Source organism: Streptomyces sp. cmx-4-9 (assembly GCF_046548835.1).
GTDB lineage: Bacteria > Actinomycetota > Actinomycetes > Streptomycetales > Streptomycetaceae > Streptomyces.
In genome coordinates this window covers 98,441-113,770 of sequence record NZ_JAEBEE010000002.1, presented here as the reverse complement: position 1 = coordinate 113,770, position 15,330 = coordinate 98,441, and the positions used below count along the sequence as shown (strand labels likewise).

Below are 15,330 nucleotides of genomic sequence, written 5' to 3'. Positions count from 1 at the left end.
CCGGAAATGCGTTTGCAGTCACGGCTGCGATGTCATGGCATGAGGTCCCTGACCGGCTGGCGAAGGGCGCGCGCAATGCGGAGCAGCAGACTGAACTTGGGGTCGACTTTGCCGCCCTCGGCGTTCTGGATGGTCGTCCGGTCAACGCCGGCGAGTTCGGCCAGCTTCTCCTGTGTGAGGTCCGCCTGGAGGCGGGCGTCGCGGATCCGGTTGCCCAGGTCGATTCGGGCTTGATGGATCCACTGCGGTGTAGCGGGTTGCACCCACTGAACATTCAAACATCAAGATCGTTTTGTCTGCGGGATACATTCCGCATTTTGTGATCTTGATCATCGATCGGTCGGCCGATAGGAATTCAGAGCTCGGCTAGCCGGGTCCCACCCCCGGCTACGCCGAGGGGCCACCCTCGACGCCGCAGCACCTCATGCGCGCAGGCTCGTGGATGACCCCGCCGGATGTCCGTCGCAGACGGACGGGCATCCGGTCCGACGAGTGAACCTCACAACGCCCTGTTGTGCGAGGCGCTCGTTGGCCTAGATGCCGGGCCCGGATCTGTCATCGCCTCGGAGGGCGAAGATCCGGGCCCGGTCTGGTTGGCGCCCCAGGCGGGAAAAGTGGGAAACAAGTGGGAGCTGTACGTGGTCAACGGTGGCTAACATCGGCCAACGGTGTCCATGAATCCCAGCGAAGATGCAGGTGAAAGACCTGGTGGCACAGGGTGCGCCTGCTCAGCGGCCTATCGTATTGATCACCTTGAAGATCTTCGCGAAGTCGAGGGAGGTGATCGCCTCGACCGTCGAAGAGCGCTGCGGGAGGGGGTGCTCCGCGAGCGTGGCGAGGGTCCGGGGGTCGAGGAGCTTGACCTTGAACCCGGCGAAGGTGCCGCACACGGTGACCAGGCGGCCGCCCGAGTCGAAGGTGGCGGTGGCGCATTCGCCGCCGAGGGCGGCGATCTTCTCGCTGGTCACCTGCAGGTTGCGGCCGAGCGGCCCGGACCAGGGCGAGGTGGCGCTGCCGGCCGCGTCGGAGTGCATGCCGCTGCGGCCGTTGGGCGCGAGGAAGGGGTGCTGCGGCGGGGCCTCGCCGGGCAGCGGGGCCGCGGCGGCCGGGCTGCCGTCGTAGGAGCTGACCAGGCGGTGGCCCGGCGCCTTGGGTATCTCCTCGGCTTGGGCCGGGGAGACCCCGTACAGCGCCATGAAGGCGGCGAGCGCCGGGACCACGGCGCAGTTCAGCGTTCTTCGGAGCATGCGGACTTCCTCCGTTTCTCTTCGGTGTTGTCGCTCATGTGTCTGACATCGCGCCGCCGCCCGACGCTAGGGCGGAGTGTCCGAAGAGTCCATGGAGGTGCCGGATGGTTCATGAACGCGCAACAGTGCTCCGGCCGTTACGGCTTGAGCCCGCCCACCACGCTCGCGGTGGCGGACAGCCCGTCGTGGATGGTGGCCGCCAGGCTGCTGCTCGCGAGGTGGAAGCCGAGCAGGACGCAGACCAGTGCGTGCGAGAACTTGAGGCCGCCGCTGCGTACGAAGAGCCACGCGAGGACGAGCAGCAGGACGACCACGGAGAGGGAAATCACCATCGATACCTCCTTGTCCGGCGTCATGCTGGCGCAGGAGGGGGCGGTGACGGGCGAAAGACGTGTCCGCCGTACGGGTGTTGACCGTACGTGACGGTCGGTCAGTCCTTGACGATCTCGTCCCAGTGGGCCGTGCGGTCGCACCAGCGGGCGAGCAGCACCGGGTCGTGGCCCACTGCGAGGAGGCCGGCCCCGGACTCGGCCCGGTACTCCTCGACCGCTGCGACCAGGGCCGCCGTGGTGGAGGCGTCCAGCATCGCCGTCATCTCGTCGCAGACCAGCCAGCGGGGGCGCAGCACCAGTGCGCGGGCCAGACAGGCGCGTTGCAGCTGCCCGTCGCTGACCTCGTGGGGGCGGCGGGTGAGCAGGTCGGCGCCCAGGCCGACACGCCGGGCCGACGCGGCGACCGCGGAGGCGGCCTCTGCGCGCCGGCCGGTGGCGCGCAGTGGTTCGGCGATGAGGTCGTACAACCGCAGCCGGGGGTCCGCGGAGAGCCGGGGCTGCTGGAAGACGACCCCGACGGCGGTGCGCAGGGCGCGGGGGGCGCGGTACCGGAAGCCGGTCACGGTTTCGCCGTCCAGGGTGACGCGGCCCCGGTCGGGGCGGTGCAGCAGGGCGGCGACCCGGGCGAGGGTGGACTTGCCGCAGCCGCTGGGGCCCAGCAGCCCCAGGGAGGCGCCGGACGGCAGGCTCAGGCAGGCCCCCTCGACGACGGGGGCGCGGTGCCCGTACCCGGCGGTGATGTCGCAGAGTTCAAGCATGGTGGCAGGCCACCCCTTCGGTGAGCAGGGGCCGTTCGGCGCGGCAGAGCGCGTCGGCGCGCTCGCAGCGGGCGGCGAAGGCGCAGCCGGCCGGGAGGGAGCCCAGTTCGGGCGGATTCCCGGGAACGGGGACGAAGGCGCGCTCGGGGAGGGCGTCGAGCAGCCCCCGGGCGTACGGGTGGCGGGGGCCGGGCGCGCCGAAGAAGGCTCCGGCCGGGGAGAGTTCGACGATCCGGCCGGCGTACATGACGGCGACGGTGTCGGCGATGCGCTGCGCGGCGGCGAGGTCGTGCGTGATCATCAGCAGCGCCCGGCCCGCCTCCCGGGTATGGGCGCGCAGTTCGTCGGCGGTGCGCTCCACCAGGTCCCGGTCGAGGCCGGTCGTCGGCTCGTCCGCGAGCAGCAGCGGCGCGTCGCCGACGAGGGCGAGGGCGGTGGCGGCGCGCTGGGCGAGGCCGCCGGACAACTCGTGCGGGTAGCGGTCGAGGTGGGTCGCGGGGAAGGCCGCCCGGGCGGCCGCGGCCTGCGCTGCGGCGCGCAGCCGGGCCCGGTCGGGGCGGAAGCGGTCGGGGCGGAAGCGGTCGGGGCGGGGGCGGTCGGGGCGGGGGCGCCACCTCAGGAGGGTGCGGGGCCGGCTCGGCGTTCCGTCGCCCCCCGCGGGGTCTGCGGGCCCGGCGGGGGCCAGTTCCCGCACGGTCTCCTCCAGCTGGGAGCGGACGGTGCGCACCGGGGTCAGGTGGGCCGCCGGGCTCTGCGGGACCAGGGCCACGCGGCGGCCGCGCACCTGCCGGGCGAGGGTCCGCTCGTCGGCGGCGAGCAGGTCCAGGCCGTCGGCCAGCCTGGCCGATCCGGCGGTCTCGGCGTTGCCGGGGAGCAGTCCGAGCAGGGCGGAGGCCAGGACGGACTTGCCGCAGCCGCTCTCCCCGACGAGCGCCAGGCACTCGCCGGGGCCCAGGGCGAAGGTGGCACCGGTGACCGCCTCGACGCGGCGGCCGCCGGGCATGCGGAAGCGGACGGAGAGGTCCTCGACGGTGAGGACGGGCCCGGCGCCGGCGGGCGGGGTACCGGGCCGGCGGGCGGCGCCGGCGGGTGCGGGGCGGCGGTTCACAGGGACAGCTCCGAGCGGCGGCGGGGGTCGAGGCGCTCGCGCCAGGCTCCGGCGAGCCCCGCGACGGCCAGGGTGGGGACGATCAGGAACAGGCCGGGGAAGAGCGTGGGCCACCAGTCGCCGGCGAGCAGGGAGCCCCGGGCGTTCTGGACGAGCCCGCCGAGGCTGGCCTGGTGGGCGGGCAGGCCGAGTCCGAGGAAGGAGAGCGCGGACTCGTGCCACATCGCGTGCGGGACCATCAGCACGGCCGCCAGGCCGGCCTGCGGGAGGACGCCCGGGACGAGGTGGCGGACGGCGGTCCGCCACCGCGACGCGCCGCCGGAGATCGCCGCGTCCACATAGGGCCGGCCGCGCAGCGAGAGGACCTCCGCGCGGACGATGCGGGCCGTGGACAGCCAGTGCGTCACCGCGACGGAGGCGACCACCGGCCAGATCCCCGGGCGGAACATCGCCACGACGAAGATGCCCAGCAACAGGTGCGGAACGGAGGAGAGCGCGTCCACGACCCGCATCACCAGGCGGTCCGTGCGGCCGCCGAGTGCACCGGCCGCGGCGCCCACCGCCGTGCCGACCACCGTGGCGACGAGGGCCGCGACCAGGCCCACGGTCAGGGAGACCCGCAGCCCGTAAACGCACCGCAGCAGCAGGTCGCGCCCCACCTCGTCGGTCCCGAAGGGGTGGGCCCACGAGGGCGGAAGGAGCTTTGCCGACAAGTCGACAGCCTGCTGGTCCAGGTGCGCGAAGGGCGGAACCAGGAGGACCGCCGCCACGACCAGCCCGGCCGTCAGGACGGAGGCCTGAAGGCGCAGGGTCCGGGCCGGACGCCCGGCGCGCCCGGCGGACTTCCAGGCCGGGCCGGCCGCCGGCTGCGCCGTCTCCACCGTGGCCTCAGCCATCGAAGCCCACCCTCGGGTCGGCCAGTCCGTACAGCAGGTCGGACAGCAGGTTCCCGGCCAGCACGGCGGCCGTGGCCAGCACCGTCAGCGCCGCCAGCAGCGGGAAGTCCACCGCGGTGGCCGCCTGCACGGTGGCCGCCGCGATGCCCGGCCAGCTGAACACGGTCTCCACGAGCAGGGCCCCCGTGATCAGTTCGGGAACCCGCGAGCCGACCAGGGTGAGCACCGGCAGCATGCCCGAGCGCAGCCCGTGCCCGAGCAGGACGGTCCGCTCCGCCAGCCCCCGCGCGCGGGCGCCGCGTACGGGGTCCTGGGCCAGTGCGCCGGCCACGCCTTGGCGCACGTACAGGAAGAACCACGGGAACTGGGAGGCGGCCAGCACCAGCACGGGCAGCACCAGGTGTGAGGCGACCTGTCCGAAGGTGACCGTGTCGCTGCCCGCGTCGGTCAGGCCTCCGGCGGGCAGGACGCCCAGCCGCACCGAGAAGAACCAGATGGCCAGCAGCCCCGGCCAGAACGCCGGGGCGGCCTCCAGGGTGTACGCCAGTGCGGTGACGGACCGGTCGAGGGGGCCGCTCGGCCGGCGGGCGGCCAGGACGCCGAGGGCCGTTCCGGCGAGCACGGCCGCGGTGAAGGCGCAGGCCGCGAGGAGCGCGGACCAGCCCACCCGTCCGGTGATGACGTCGGCGACCGGCTGCCGCATGACGGAGGAGGTGCCGAGGTCCCCGGTCAGGGCCGATGTCAGCCAGTCCCACCAGCGCGCGACCACGGGCCGGTCCGCGCCGAGGCCGGCCCGCAGCTCGTCGAGCCGTTCCTGGGAGGCGGTGAGGCCGGCGGTGCCCGCGTAGGCCTTGACGGGGTCGAAGGGGGACAGCGCGGCGACGGCGAAGACCCCGAAGGTGACGGCGAGCAGGACGGGGCCGGCGGACAGGGTCCGCCGGCCCGCCATGCGGGCCATGGGTGCCCAGGGGAGCCGGGCGGTACGGGAGGTCACGGGGTCCGGCTCACTTCTGCTTCGGCTTCCAGCGCTCGACGTTCCACCAGGGGCCGGAGCCGAGGCCGTGGTCGTGCGGCTCCACCTGGGTGGTGAGCCCCTCCCACCGGTCGTTCACGACGTACAGGTGGTCGATGTGGGTGAGGAAGACGTAGCCGGGGTCCTTGACGAGCTCGCGCTGCACGGTGTCGTAGGCCGCCTTGCGCGCGGCCGGGTCGCCGCTGCGGCGGGCGTCGGTGAGGGCCCGGTCGACCGCGGGGTTGTCGTAGTGGGCCATGTTGTTGAAGCCGTCGCCCGCGAGGGAGGAGGTCAGCAGCTGGTACTGGTCGAAGTCGGGGTCGGCCGGGGAGCCGCCGCCGGCGAGGACCGCGTCGCTCTTCATGCGGGGCTCGATGACCTCCCAGGTGCCGGCCTGGGTCGTGACCTCGATGCCCGCCTTGCGGGCGTCGGAGGCGAAGGCGAGCGCGTGGTCCTGGCGGATCTTGTCGCCGGCCGTGTACCAGAGGGGGAAGGAGGCGCGGACACCGTCCTTGGCGCGGATGCCGTCGCCCCCGGCCTTCCAGCCGGCTGCGTCGAGGATCTGCCGCGCCGCTGCGAGGTCGTGCGGGCGCTCGGTCCCGGCGGTGAACCACGGGCTGCCGGTCGGGACCGGTCCGTAGGCGGGCTTCCCGGCGCCCTCCAACAGCTTGTCGACCATGGCGCCCCGGTCCACGGCGGTGTCCAGCGCCCGGCGCACGGCCACGTCGCCGGTGACCGGGTTCCCGGTGGGCAGGGTCACGTTGCGGTAGTCGAAGGTCTTGGCTGCGTAGGTGGTGCGCGCCGGGTCGGAGCGGAAGCCCTCGGCCAGGTTCGGCGGCAGGACCGCCGCGTCCAGCTCGCCGGAGCGCAGCCGGGTGACGCGCACGTCGTCGTCCTTGATGACGGCCATGGTGAACTTCTTGACGGCGGGTTCGCCGCCCCAGTACCGGGGGTTGGCCGCAAAGCCCAGCTTCTCGCCCTTGGACCAGCCGGTGAGCAGGTAGGGCCCGGTCCCGACGGGGTGCGTGGTGAAGTCCCCGCTGTTGACGTCCTGGCGGCCCGCGACGTGCTCGGGGGCGATGGGCAGGACCGTGCGCTCGGCGAAGGGCGCGTAGGGGTACTTCAGGGTGAAGACGACCGTGTCCTTGCCGCGGGCCTCGACGGAGGCGATGGCGTCCAGCTCGGTCTTGGACGCGTTGTTCGTCCCGGGGTCGAGGATCGTGCGGTAGGTGAAGACGACGTCCTCGGCGGAGAAGGGCTCCCCGTCGCTGAACTGCACGTCCTGGCGGAGGGCGTAGGTGTAGGTGAGCCCGTCCGGGGAGACCTCGGGGAGGGCCGCGGCCAGCGCGGGCTGCAGCGTCATGTCTGCGTCGTGCGTGAGGAGTCCGTCGAAGATTTTGGAGTTGCCGTCCTTGCCGTAGCCCAGCAGCGGGCTGAGGCTGTCCGGTTCGGTGGCGATGCCGACCACGGCCGTGTCCCCGGCGCCGGCTCCGGCCGCGGCGCCGCCCGCGGGGTCCGAGCAGGCCGCCAGGCCCGTGATGAGTGCGGCGGCCAGTATCGCGCCGACCGCTCCCCGTACTGTCCGGGCCGTCATGCAGTGCACATCCTTGTTCGCGTTTCTCCGTTGTTGCAAAGAAGTCGCAATAATGCCATGACGGGAGCAGAACAGACGAACCGGGTCACACCGGCGCCCGGCCCCGTCGCCAACAGCCTCTGGGTGCACGGGCCTTGCCCCGCCGGCGCTCCGCGTGCCATATATGTCTAGACCTTTAGTCCAGACGTCGACGAGGAACCGGAGGAGAAGGAACCGTGCGCCGCACCGTCCCCACGCCCGCCCTCCGACGCGCTCTGCGCCGCGCCCTCCCGGCGGCCCTGTGCCTGGCCCTCTGGGGCGCAGCGGCCTGCACCGCGGCCGACACCGCTCCCCCGCCGCCTCCGGCCGGGGTCACCGCGCAGGCCGGCAGCGCCACTACCGTGCACGTCATGTGGGACGCCGCCGCGCCCGGGGACGGGGTGACCGGCTACCAGGTCCTCCAGGCCGGCCGGCTGGTGCGCGAACTCCCCGCCGCGAAGACCATGACCGACGTCACGGGGCTCGCCCCGCAGACCGGCTACTCCTTCACGGTCCGGGCCGAGGACGCGGCCGGGAACCTCTCCCCCGAGACCCCGGCCGTCCGGGTGACCACCCCGGCAGCCCGGGCCGAGGACCGCACGGCCCCGGCCGCCCCGGGCAGGACCACGGGCACGGCGACGGGCCCGCGCGCCGCCCGGCTGTCCTGGTCCGCGGCCGCGGACGACACCGGAGTGACGGCGTACGACGTCTACCAGGGCGGCGTCCGGATCCACACCACCGGCCCGGGCGAGAACGGCACCGCCCTCACCGGCCTCCAGCCCGACACCGTCTACACCTTCACCGTCCGGGCCCGGGACGGGGCGGACAACTCCTCCCCCGACGGCCCGGCGGTGGACGTCACCACCCCGCCCGCCGACGGCACGGCCCCGGGCACCGCTCCCCGCGCGTTCACGGCGGTCGCCTCACCGGGCGCGGTGACCCTGGCATGGACCGCCCCCGAGGCCGGGCCGGACACCAGCGAGTACCAGCTCTACGTCAACGAACAGCCCACGACGGTCATCCAGTTCGGGGCGGGCGCCGTACCGGGCGGCCGGGCCGAGCACCGGCTCACGGTGACCGAGCCGGCCGGCACCGTGTGGGCGGTGAAACTGCGGGCCCGGCTGCCCGACGGCAACTGGGGGGCCTTCTCGGCGGAGCGGCGGATCGTACTCGCTGCATGAAATCCGCCAGTCGATCTGCCCTGACCGGTACTGCCGTCACAGGAGATCGCGCACAATACATCCGTGTTCGGTGAGTACGCGGTCAACAACCATCAGGCAGGACCCGCAGGCGGCGACGCTGCGCCAGGCTGTGGCGTCGTGCCGGGAAACCTGCCGCCGGAATCGGCGAGCTTCGTCGGCCGGGACCACGAACTCGGCCTGCTGCGGCAGCGGTTGAGGGAGCGCCGGCTGGTCACCCTCACCGGTGTGGGCGGGGTCGGCAAGTCCCGCCTCGCCCTGCGCGCCGTCACCGAGGCTGCCAAGGAGCGGCCCGGCGGCGCCTGGTGGGTGGAGCTGTCGCCGCTGCGCGACCCCGCCCTGCTCACCGCGACCGTCGCCCACGCGGTGGGCCTCGCCGACCACTGCGCACGCCCCCTGGACGAGGAGCTGTGTGCCTGGATGGCCGACAAGGAGCTCCTCGTCGTCCTCGACACCTGCGAGCACCTGGTCGCCGAGTGCCGCCACCTCGTGGGTGAGCTCCTCCAGTCGGCGCCCGGCCTGACCGTCCTCGTCACCTCGCGCGAATCACTCGGCTCCCCCGGCGAGAGCGTCGTCGAGGTCCGCCCGCTGCCCAGCGAGGGGCCCGACAGCGACGCCCTCGCCCTCCTGCGGGCCCGGGCCCTGTCCGCCGCCCCCGAGTCGGCCGCCGCCTTCGCCGAACCGGAGCGCCTGGCCGTCGCCGCCGAGGTGTGCCGCCGCCTCGACGGAATCCCCCTCGCCCTCGAACTCGCGGCCGCCGGGCTGCGGTCGTGGTCACTGGAGGAGGTTGCCGAGCGGCTCGGCACCCGCGCGGACCTGCCGGCCGACACCCGGACCGCGGTCGCGCCCCGGCACCGCACCCTGCGGACCACGATCGGCTGGAGCCACGAACTGTGCGAGCCGGTGGAACGGCTGCTGTGGGCCCGGCTGTCGGTCTTCACCGGGGACTTCGACGTCGCCGCGGCCCGCGCCGTGTGCGCCGGCGGCCCGCTGCCCGCCTCGCGGGTGGAACGGGTGCTGGCCGGCCTCACCGCCAAGTCCGTGGTCCGGTGCACCGACGAGCGGGGCGCCGGGGCCCGCTACCGGATGCTGGACACCATCCGCGAGTACGGCCGCGACTGGCTGGAGGAGCTCGGTGAGGCCGCGCTCGTCCGCGACCGGCACGCCCACTGGTACGCGGCCCTGAGCCAGGCCGCCGACCGGGGCTGGCTGGGGCCGTCCCAGATCGACTGGTACCGCAGGACGACCGCCGAGCACCCGCAGCTGCGCACGGCCCTGGAGCACCTGCTGGACAGCGACCCCGCGGCCGCGCAGGAGATGGCGGGGGCCCTGTGGTTCTACTGGTTCGCCTGCGGGCACGTCCGCGAGGGGCGGGGGTTCCTGGAGCGGGCGCTGCGGTCCGGCCCGCGCACGGGGGCCGGGTACGCCCAGGCCCTGTGGACGCTCGGGCTGACGATGCTGATGCAGGGCGACCTGTCCCGGGCCCGGGAGGCGGGCCTGGAGTGCACCCGGGAGGCGGCGCGGCTCGCCGATCCCGAGCGGGAGCTGCGGGCGGCGTACCTGCACGCGGTCTCGGTCCTGATGCCCGGCAACCCGGTACGGGCCCTGGGCCTCGCCGGTCCGCGGGCGAGGGCGGGCCACGGCGGCCACACCAGCGCCCCGGGCTGGCTGCTGTGCCGGCTGGCCACCGGGTACGCCCTGTGCGACCTCGGGCGCTACGAGGAGGCGGCGGAGGAGGCCCGGGCCCTGCGGGAGGCCTGCTCGGAGCTGGGCGAGCGCTGGCTGCGGGCGTATGCGGACTACGTGCTGGCGGTGGCGGCGCTGGGCCTCGGCCACCACGGGGAGGCCGCCCGGCACGTCCGGGCGATGCTGTCGGGCAAGCGGCTGCTCGGCGACCGCTTCGGGATCGCGCTGGGCCTGGACCTGCTGGCCGCGGCCGTGGCGGGCCTGGGCGACGGCGAGCTCGCGGCGCGCCTGCTCGGCACCGGCCACGCCTGGTGGCGCACGGTGGGGCGGCCGCAGATGGGCGGGGCGCCCTCCCTGGCGGCCCTGCGGGACCAGGGCGAGCAGCAGGCGCGCGCGGCGATCGGCGACGCGGCCTTCGACGCGGCGTTCCTGGGCGGCGCGGCGGCGTCCACCGGCTGAACCCCAGCCGGTGGACGGCGTGATCCCGGGGCTCCCGTCAGTACGGGAGGGGTCTGCCCGACGGGGTGCGCAGGTCCAGGTCTCGGGGGGCGGGCTTGGGGACGGGCTTGCGGATCAGCTGCTGGCGCATGCTGCCTCCTGGGCTCAGACCAGGGCCGGGCGGCGGGGTTGTACCGCGCGGCCGTCGGGGAGCAGTTCCCCGGTGTCGTCGAACACCACCGCGCCGTTGCAGAGCAGGCTCCAGCCCTGTTCGGGGTGGAAGGCCACGGTGCGGGCGGCATCGTGGTCGGCGCTGTCGGCCGTCGGGCAGGGGGGCTGGTGGGAGCACATGGCGCACCTCCTCGCAAAGTGGGGCGGGAGGGCCGGTGGTCACCCGGTCGAATCCGCGATCCACGGTGGCGGTGAGTATTGCTGATCGCCACCCCTGGACGGAACCCATATCGGCAGTCCAGTTCACGGTGTGTATGCCCGGTTACCATGCGCTCATGCCAGTGATCCGGATCGTTCACACGACGGAATGGGGACCGGCCGCGGCCTGGTCGCGGCTGACGGACTGGGAACGGCACGGCGCCCAGGTCCCGCTCACCCGGACGATCGTCACGACGCCCCCGCCGAACGGCGTCGGCACCTCCTTCACGGCCCGTACGGGCGTGGGAGGGCTCGGCTTCGACGATCCGATGGACGTCGTCGTCTGGCGCCCTCCGGCGGCGGACGCACCGGGGCTGGTGCGGCTGGAGAAGCGGGGCCGGATCGTGACGGGCTGGGCGGAGATCGGCGTCCGCGCACGGCCCGGCGGGGGCAGCGAGGTCCGCTGGGACGAGTCCCTGCGGCTGCGGGCCCTGCCCCGGCTGCTGGACCCGCTGGTCGCGGCCGCGGGCCGCCGGATGTTCTCCCGCGCCCTGCACCGCCTCCTGCAGCCCTGAACCCCGCGTCACGGCCCGGGTGGGGGTCCGGGCCGTGACCGGGCTGGGCAGGTCGACCTAGCGGATCGGCATGTCGGAGATCGTGCGGGCGATCACCAGCCGCTGGATCTCACTGGTCCCCTCGAAGATGGTGTAGATCGCGCTGTCTCGGTGCATGCGCTCGACGGGGTACTCCCGCGTGTAGCCGTTGCCCCCGAGGATCTGGACGGCCTGGGCGGTGACCTTCTTGGCCACCTCGCTCGCGTAGAGCTTCGACATGGAGCCCTCCGCCGAGGTGAAGGGTCGGCCCGCGACCGCCATCCAGGACGCCCGCCACACCAGCAGCCGGGCCGCGTCGATCTGCGTGCGCATGTCGGCGAGCTGGAAGGCAACGCCCTGGTTGTCGATGATCGGGCGGCCGAACTGGGTGCGGGTCTTGGCGTAGTCCAGCGCCACCTCGTACGCGGCGCGCGCCGTACCGACGGCCATGGCGCCGACCGCCGGCCGGGAGGCCTCGAAGGTGGCCATGGCCGCGTTCTTCACGCGCTCGCCGCCGCCGCTGCGGGCCCGCTCGCGGGCGCGGGCGAGCCGCTCGTCCAGCTTCTCCTTGCCGCCGAGCAGGCAGGAGCCGGGCAGGCGGACGTCTTCCAGCACCACCTCGGCGGTGTGGGAGGCCCGGATGCCGTGCTTCTTGAACTTCTGGCCCTGGGACAGCCCCGGGGTGTCCGGCGGGACGATGAAGGAGGCGTGCCCCTTGGTGCCGAGGTCCGGGTCGACGACGGCCACGACGATGTGGACGTTGGCGATGCCGCCGTTGGTCGCCCAGGTCTTGGTGCCGTTCAGCACCCACTCGTCCTTGGCCTGGTCGTAGACGGCGCGGGTGCGCATCGCGCCGACGTCGGAGCCGGCGTCCGGCTCGGAGGAGCAGAAGGCCGCGACCTTCACGTCGTCCGGGGTGCCGTACATCTGCGGGATCCAGGTGCCGATCTGCTCCTCGGTGCCGTTGGCGACGACGCCGATGGCGGCGAGCCCGGTGCCGACGATGGACAGGGCGATGCCCGCGTCGCCCCAGAAGAGCTCCTCCATCGCCATCGGGATGCCGAGGCCGGTGGGGTCGAAGAACTGCTGGGCGTAGAAGTCCAGCGAGTAGATGCCGACCTTGGCGGCCTCCTGGATGACGGGCCAGGGAGTCTCCTCGCGCTCGTCCCATTCCGCGGCCGCGGGCCGGATCACGTCGGCGGCGAAGCCGTGGATCCAGTCCCGGACCTGCTTCTGGTCGTCGTTGAGCTCCATGGTGAACTCCGCCATGTCCCCTCCAGCTGTCTGTGCCCGGTGCGGTCCGCGCGCGTCGACATGCATGTTACTAGCGGTAACCGGCGCGGTGGCCACAGTCTGTTACCGGCGAGTAAGCAGTGTCAAGCAGCGCCCCCGGCGGCCGGGGCGGGGTCCACCGTTTCGGCCGTGCGGGTGTGCGGGGTGTTACGTTGCGTGGGCGTCACGCACATCGCAAGGGCGGGGAGAGAAACACGTCATGGAGACCACGCAGCGGGCCGGCGAGCCGGGAGCGTCCGAGCGGCGGCGGCGGGAACTGCTCGAAGCGGCCGACCGGGTCGTGCTCAGGGACGGCCCCAGGGCCTCCATGAACGCCATCGCCGCGGAGGCGGGCATCACCAAGCCCATCCTCTACCGGCACTTCGGCGACAAGGCCGGCCTCTACCAGGCGCTCGCCGTACGGCACACCGACGCCCTGCTCGACTCGCTGCGGGCGGCGCTCGACGCCCCCGCGGAGCGCCGGCAGCGGGTGGAGGCCACCCTGGAGACGTACCTCGCCGCCATCGAGGCCCGCCCGCAGGTCTACCGCTTCCTGATGCACCCCGCCGAGGACGCCCAGGCCGCCGAGCGCGGCTTCGACGTGGGCCAGCACTCGGCCCCGCTGCTGCGCCGCCTGGGCGAGGAACTGGCGCAGGTGGTCGGGGAGCGCGTGGACCTCGGCCCGGGCGGCGAGCGCCTGGCCCGGGTGTGGGGCCACGGCATCGTCGGCATGATGCACGCGGCCGGCGACTGGTGGCTCGGCGAACGGCCCTGCACCCGGGCGGAACTGGTCACGGGCCTCACCGACCTCCTGTGGGGGCGGCTGGCGACGGCCGGCAACCGGGCGGACGGCCCGGGCTTCTGACCCCGGCCCGGCTCAGCCCCGCACGGACCCGGCGCCCCACGGCGCCCTGCGGATGGCCCTGCGCAGGCGCCGGGCGCGCAGCCCGGTGACCCGGTCCGCGTACACCGTGCCCGCCAGGTGGTCGCATTCGTGCTGGAGGCAGCGGGCGAAGAAGCCCGTACCGGAGATCCGCACGGGTGCGCCGTCGGAGTTGACCCCTTCGACGACCGCGTGGTCGAAGCGGGCCGTGCCGGCCTCCAGGCCCGGTAGCGACAGGCAGCCCTCCGGCCCGAGGAACTCGTCGCCGTCGGCCGTCACCAGGCGCGGATTGACGACGTGTCCGACGTGGCGGACGTCCTCGTCGTCGGGGCAGTCGTAGACGAACACCCGCTGCCCGACACCGATCTGGTTCGCGGCGAGGCCGACGCCCTGGTGCGCGTACATCGTCGCGAACATGTCCTCGACGAGCCGGTCCAGGGCCGGGCCGAAGCCGGTCACCTCCGCGCAAGCCGAGTGGAGCACCGGGTCGCCCAGCAGGCTCATGGTGCGGACGGTGCCGGAGGTACCGGGGATGGGGCGCTGTGGCATGGCGGTAAGGGTACGACGGGGGCGCCGCGGGCGAACATATGAGGAGATCTGCGGCGGCCCGGGGGCGCCGCGGTCAAGGCCCCGGCAGGTACTGGATAGGCTGGGGCCGACCGACGCAAGGAGGACAAGGGACGATGGCAGGCAACACGGAGCCGCTTTCGCCGCGGGCCAAGCTGGCCGTGACGGCGGGCAAGGCCGCGGCGGCGGTGTCGCGGGCCGCGGGACGCGGAAGCGGATCGGTGATCGGCGGCAAGGTCGCACTCAGGCTCGACCCCGATCTCCTCGGAGCGCTGGCGCAGCATCTCGATGTCGTCCTCGTCTCCGCGACGAACGGCAAGACCACGACGACCCGGTTGATCGCGGAGGCCCTGCGGGCCAGCGGCCCGGTCGTCTCCAACGCCCTCGGCGCGAACATGCCGGCCGGCATCACCTCGGCGCTGGCGGGCGGTTCGGACGCCAAGTACGGCGTCATCGAGGTCGACGAGAAGTACCTGGCCGGAGTGGCCCGGGACGTCACCCCCAAGGTGATCGCCCTGTTGAACCTCTCGCGCGACCAGCTGGACCGCGCCGCCGAGACCCGCATGCTCGCGGAGAAGTGGCGCGAGGGCCTCCAGGGCTCCAAGGCCGTCATCGTCGCGAACTGCGACGACCCGCTGATCGTCTGGTCGGCCTCCTCCTCCCAGAACGTGGTGTGGGTGGCCGCCGGCCAGGAGTGGAAGGACGACGCCTGGTCGTGCCCGTCCTGCGGCGGCGTCATGCAGCGCCCCGGAGACGACTGGTTCTGCGGCGAGTGCGGCTTCCGGCGCCCCACCCCCAGCTGGGTGCTCTCCGGCGACCACGTACTGGACCCGCACGGCAGCGCCTGGCCGATCCACCTCCAGCTTCCCGGCCGCGCCAACAAGGCGAACGCCGCCACCTCGGCCGCCGTGGCCGCCGTCTTCGGCGTTCCCCCGCAGGTCGCCCTGGAGCGGATGTACCAGGTGCAGGCCGTGGCCGGCCGCTACGACGTGGTGACCTTCCAGGGCCGGGAGCTGCGGCTGCTGCTCGCGAAGAACCCGGCCGGCTGGCTGGAGACCTTCTCGCTGATCGACCCGCCGCCGACCCCGGTGATCCTCTCGGTGAACGCGCGCGGCGCCGACGGCACCGACACCTCCTGGCTGTGGGACGTGGACTACCCGCGCCTGGCCGGCCACCCGATCTTCGTGATCGGCGACCGCAAGCTGGACCTTGCGGTCCGCCTGGAAGTCGCGGGCCTGGACTTCCGGGTGTGCGAGACCCTCGACGAGGCCGTGCAGCTGGCGCCGCCCGGACAGATCGAGCTGATCGCCAACTACACCGCCTTCCAGGACGTGCGCCGCCGCGTCGGCAACTAGACC

General features: G+C 73.7%; 15 protein-coding genes and 1 pseudogene. 5 read left to right on the top strand and 11 right to left on the bottom strand.

Annotated features, from left to right (window positions below; translation table 11 throughout):
* Positions 1-32 precede the first annotated feature (32 nt).
* The 8 genes and pseudogenes from ACLJTM_RS06420 to ACLJTM_RS06385 form a co-directional block, all read right to left on the bottom strand.
* On the bottom strand, positions 33-263 hold the full coding sequence (locus ACLJTM_RS06420; protein WP_411102416.1) for a helix-turn-helix transcriptional regulator: 231 nt from the start codon (positions 261-263) through the stop codon (positions 33-35).
* Positions 264-752: 489 nt separating this feature from the next.
* Positions 753-1,247 (bottom strand): annotated as a pseudogene (locus ACLJTM_RS06415) (hypothetical protein); the annotation flags it as partial.
* Positions 1,248-1,384: 137 nt separating this feature from the next.
* Positions 1,385-1,579, bottom strand: coding sequence for a hypothetical protein (locus ACLJTM_RS06410; RefSeq protein WP_411102415.1), 195 nt, complete (start codon positions 1,577-1,579; stop codon positions 1,385-1,387).
* A 98-nt stretch (positions 1,580-1,677) separates the two neighbouring features.
* The gene (locus tag ACLJTM_RS06405; RefSeq protein ID WP_411102414.1) at positions 1,678-2,337 is read right to left on the bottom strand and encodes an ABC transporter ATP-binding protein; all 660 of its coding nucleotides are present in this window, start codon (positions 2,335-2,337) and stop codon (positions 1,678-1,680) included.
* Positions 2,330-3,340 carry an ABC transporter ATP-binding protein gene (locus ACLJTM_RS06400; RefSeq protein ID WP_411103259.1) on the bottom strand — a complete coding sequence of 337 codons (1,011 nt, stop codon included), beginning with the start codon at positions 3,338-3,340 and terminating at the stop codon, positions 2,330-2,332. Before ACLJTM_RS06400 ends, ACLJTM_RS06405 begins: the two co-directional genes overlap by 8 nt.
* Before the next feature lie 101 nt (positions 3,341-3,441).
* Entirely contained in the window at positions 3,442-4,341 is a 900-nt protein-coding gene (locus ACLJTM_RS06395) for an ABC transporter permease (RefSeq protein ID WP_411102413.1), read from the bottom strand.
* Complete coding sequence (locus ACLJTM_RS06390) at positions 4,334-5,299, bottom strand: ABC transporter permease (RefSeq protein ID WP_411103258.1); 966 nt, start codon at positions 5,297-5,299, stop codon at positions 4,334-4,336. Before ACLJTM_RS06390 ends, ACLJTM_RS06395 begins: the two co-directional genes overlap by 8 nt.
* Positions 5,300-5,345: 46 nt before the next feature.
* The gene (locus tag ACLJTM_RS06385; RefSeq protein WP_411102412.1) at positions 5,346-6,947 is read right to left on the bottom strand and encodes an ABC transporter substrate-binding protein; all 1,602 of its coding nucleotides are present in this window, start codon (positions 6,945-6,947) and stop codon (positions 5,346-5,348) included.
* A 215-nt stretch (positions 6,948-7,162) separates the two neighbouring features.
* Here ACLJTM_RS06385 and ACLJTM_RS06380 point away from each other — a divergent pair, with 215 nt between their 5' ends.
* Both ACLJTM_RS06380 and ACLJTM_RS06375 read left to right on the top strand, forming a co-directional pair.
* Positions 7,163-8,146 (top strand): fibronectin type III domain-containing protein, encoded by a 984-nt coding sequence (locus tag ACLJTM_RS06380; RefSeq protein WP_411102411.1) that lies wholly within the window; start codon positions 7,163-7,165, stop codon positions 8,144-8,146.
* A gap of 138 nt (positions 8,147-8,284) precedes the next feature.
* Positions 8,285-10,309 carry an ATP-binding protein gene (locus ACLJTM_RS06375; protein WP_411102410.1) on the top strand — a complete coding sequence of 675 codons (2,025 nt, stop codon included), beginning with the start codon at positions 8,285-8,287 and terminating at the stop codon, positions 10,307-10,309.
* A gap of 144 nt (positions 10,310-10,453) precedes the next feature.
* Here the strand turns inward: ACLJTM_RS06375 and ACLJTM_RS06370 are convergent, their stop codons facing one another.
* Positions 10,454-10,639 (bottom strand): DUF5999 family protein, encoded by a 186-nt coding sequence (locus tag ACLJTM_RS06370; RefSeq protein WP_411102409.1) that lies wholly within the window; start codon positions 10,637-10,639, stop codon positions 10,454-10,456.
* Between the two features lie 155 nt (positions 10,640-10,794).
* On the opposite strand from ACLJTM_RS06370, the gene ACLJTM_RS06365 reads away from it, so the two are divergent.
* Positions 10,795-11,232, top strand: coding sequence for an SRPBCC family protein (locus ACLJTM_RS06365; RefSeq protein ID WP_411102408.1), 438 nt, complete (start codon positions 10,795-10,797; stop codon positions 11,230-11,232).
* Between the two features lie 57 nt (positions 11,233-11,289).
* Here ACLJTM_RS06365 and ACLJTM_RS06360 read toward each other — a convergent pair whose 3' ends face one another.
* A complete protein-coding gene (locus ACLJTM_RS06360; RefSeq protein WP_411102407.1) occupies positions 11,290-12,519 on the bottom strand; it encodes an acyl-CoA dehydrogenase family protein in 1,230 nt (409 codons plus the stop codon).
* Between the two features lie 223 nt (positions 12,520-12,742).
* Here ACLJTM_RS06360 and ACLJTM_RS06355 point away from each other — a divergent pair, with 223 nt between their 5' ends.
* Positions 12,743-13,387 carry a TetR family transcriptional regulator gene (locus tag ACLJTM_RS06355; RefSeq protein WP_411102406.1) on the top strand — a complete coding sequence of 215 codons (645 nt, stop codon included), beginning with the start codon at positions 12,743-12,745 and terminating at the stop codon, positions 13,385-13,387.
* 12 nt (positions 13,388-13,399) lie between these two features.
* On the opposite strand, the gene def is transcribed toward ACLJTM_RS06355, so the two are convergent.
* Complete coding sequence (gene def / locus ACLJTM_RS06350) at positions 13,400-13,954, bottom strand: peptide deformylase (RefSeq protein WP_411102405.1); 555 nt, start codon at positions 13,952-13,954, stop codon at positions 13,400-13,402.
* Between the two features lie 134 nt (positions 13,955-14,088).
* Here def and ACLJTM_RS06345 point away from each other — a divergent pair, with 134 nt between their 5' ends.
* On the top strand, positions 14,089-15,327 hold the full coding sequence (locus ACLJTM_RS06345) for a MurT ligase domain-containing protein (RefSeq protein WP_411102404.1): 1,239 nt from the start codon (positions 14,089-14,091) through the stop codon (positions 15,325-15,327).
* The last annotated feature ends 3 nt before the right edge of the window (positions 15,328-15,330 follow it).

Bases quoted from the DNA above. Each gene is read 5' to 3' on its own strand.
- ACLJTM_RS06360 (WP_411102407.1), bottom strand. From the start codon at position 12,519: ATGGCGGAGTTCACCATGGAGCTCAACGACGACCAGAAGCAGGTCCGG.
- ACLJTM_RS06370 (WP_411102409.1), bottom strand. From the start codon at position 10,639: ATGTGCTCCCACCAGCCCCCCTGCCCGACGGCCGACAGCGCCGACCAC.
- ACLJTM_RS06345 (WP_411102404.1), top strand. From the start codon at position 14,089: ATGGCAGGCAACACGGAGCCGCTTTCGCCGCGGGCCAAGCTGGCCGTG.
- ACLJTM_RS06405 (WP_411102414.1), bottom strand. From the start codon at position 2,337: ATGCTTGAACTCTGCGACATCACCGCCGGGTACGGGCACCGCGCCCCC.
- ACLJTM_RS06410 (WP_411102415.1), bottom strand. From the start codon at position 1,579: ATGGTGATTTCCCTCTCCGTGGTCGTCCTGCTGCTCGTCCTCGCGTGG.
- ACLJTM_RS06355 (WP_411102406.1), top strand. From the start codon at position 12,743: ATGGAGACCACGCAGCGGGCCGGCGAGCCGGGAGCGTCCGAGCGGCGG.
- ACLJTM_RS06365 (WP_411102408.1), top strand. From the start codon at position 10,795: ATGCCAGTGATCCGGATCGTTCACACGACGGAATGGGGACCGGCCGCG.
- ACLJTM_RS06390 (WP_411103258.1), bottom strand. From the start codon at position 5,299: ATGGCCCGCATGGCGGGCCGGCGGACCCTGTCCGCCGGCCCCGTCCTG.
- ACLJTM_RS06395 (WP_411102413.1), bottom strand. From the start codon at position 4,341: ATGGCTGAGGCCACGGTGGAGACGGCGCAGCCGGCGGCCGGCCCGGCC.
- def (WP_411102405.1), bottom strand. From the start codon at position 13,954: ATGCCACAGCGCCCCATCCCCGGTACCTCCGGCACCGTCCGCACCATG.
- ACLJTM_RS06385 (WP_411102412.1), bottom strand. From the start codon at position 6,947: ATGACGGCCCGGACAGTACGGGGAGCGGTCGGCGCGATACTGGCCGCC.
- ACLJTM_RS06400 (WP_411103259.1), bottom strand. From the start codon at position 3,340: ATGCCCGGCGGCCGCCGCGTCGAGGCGGTCACCGGTGCCACCTTCGCC.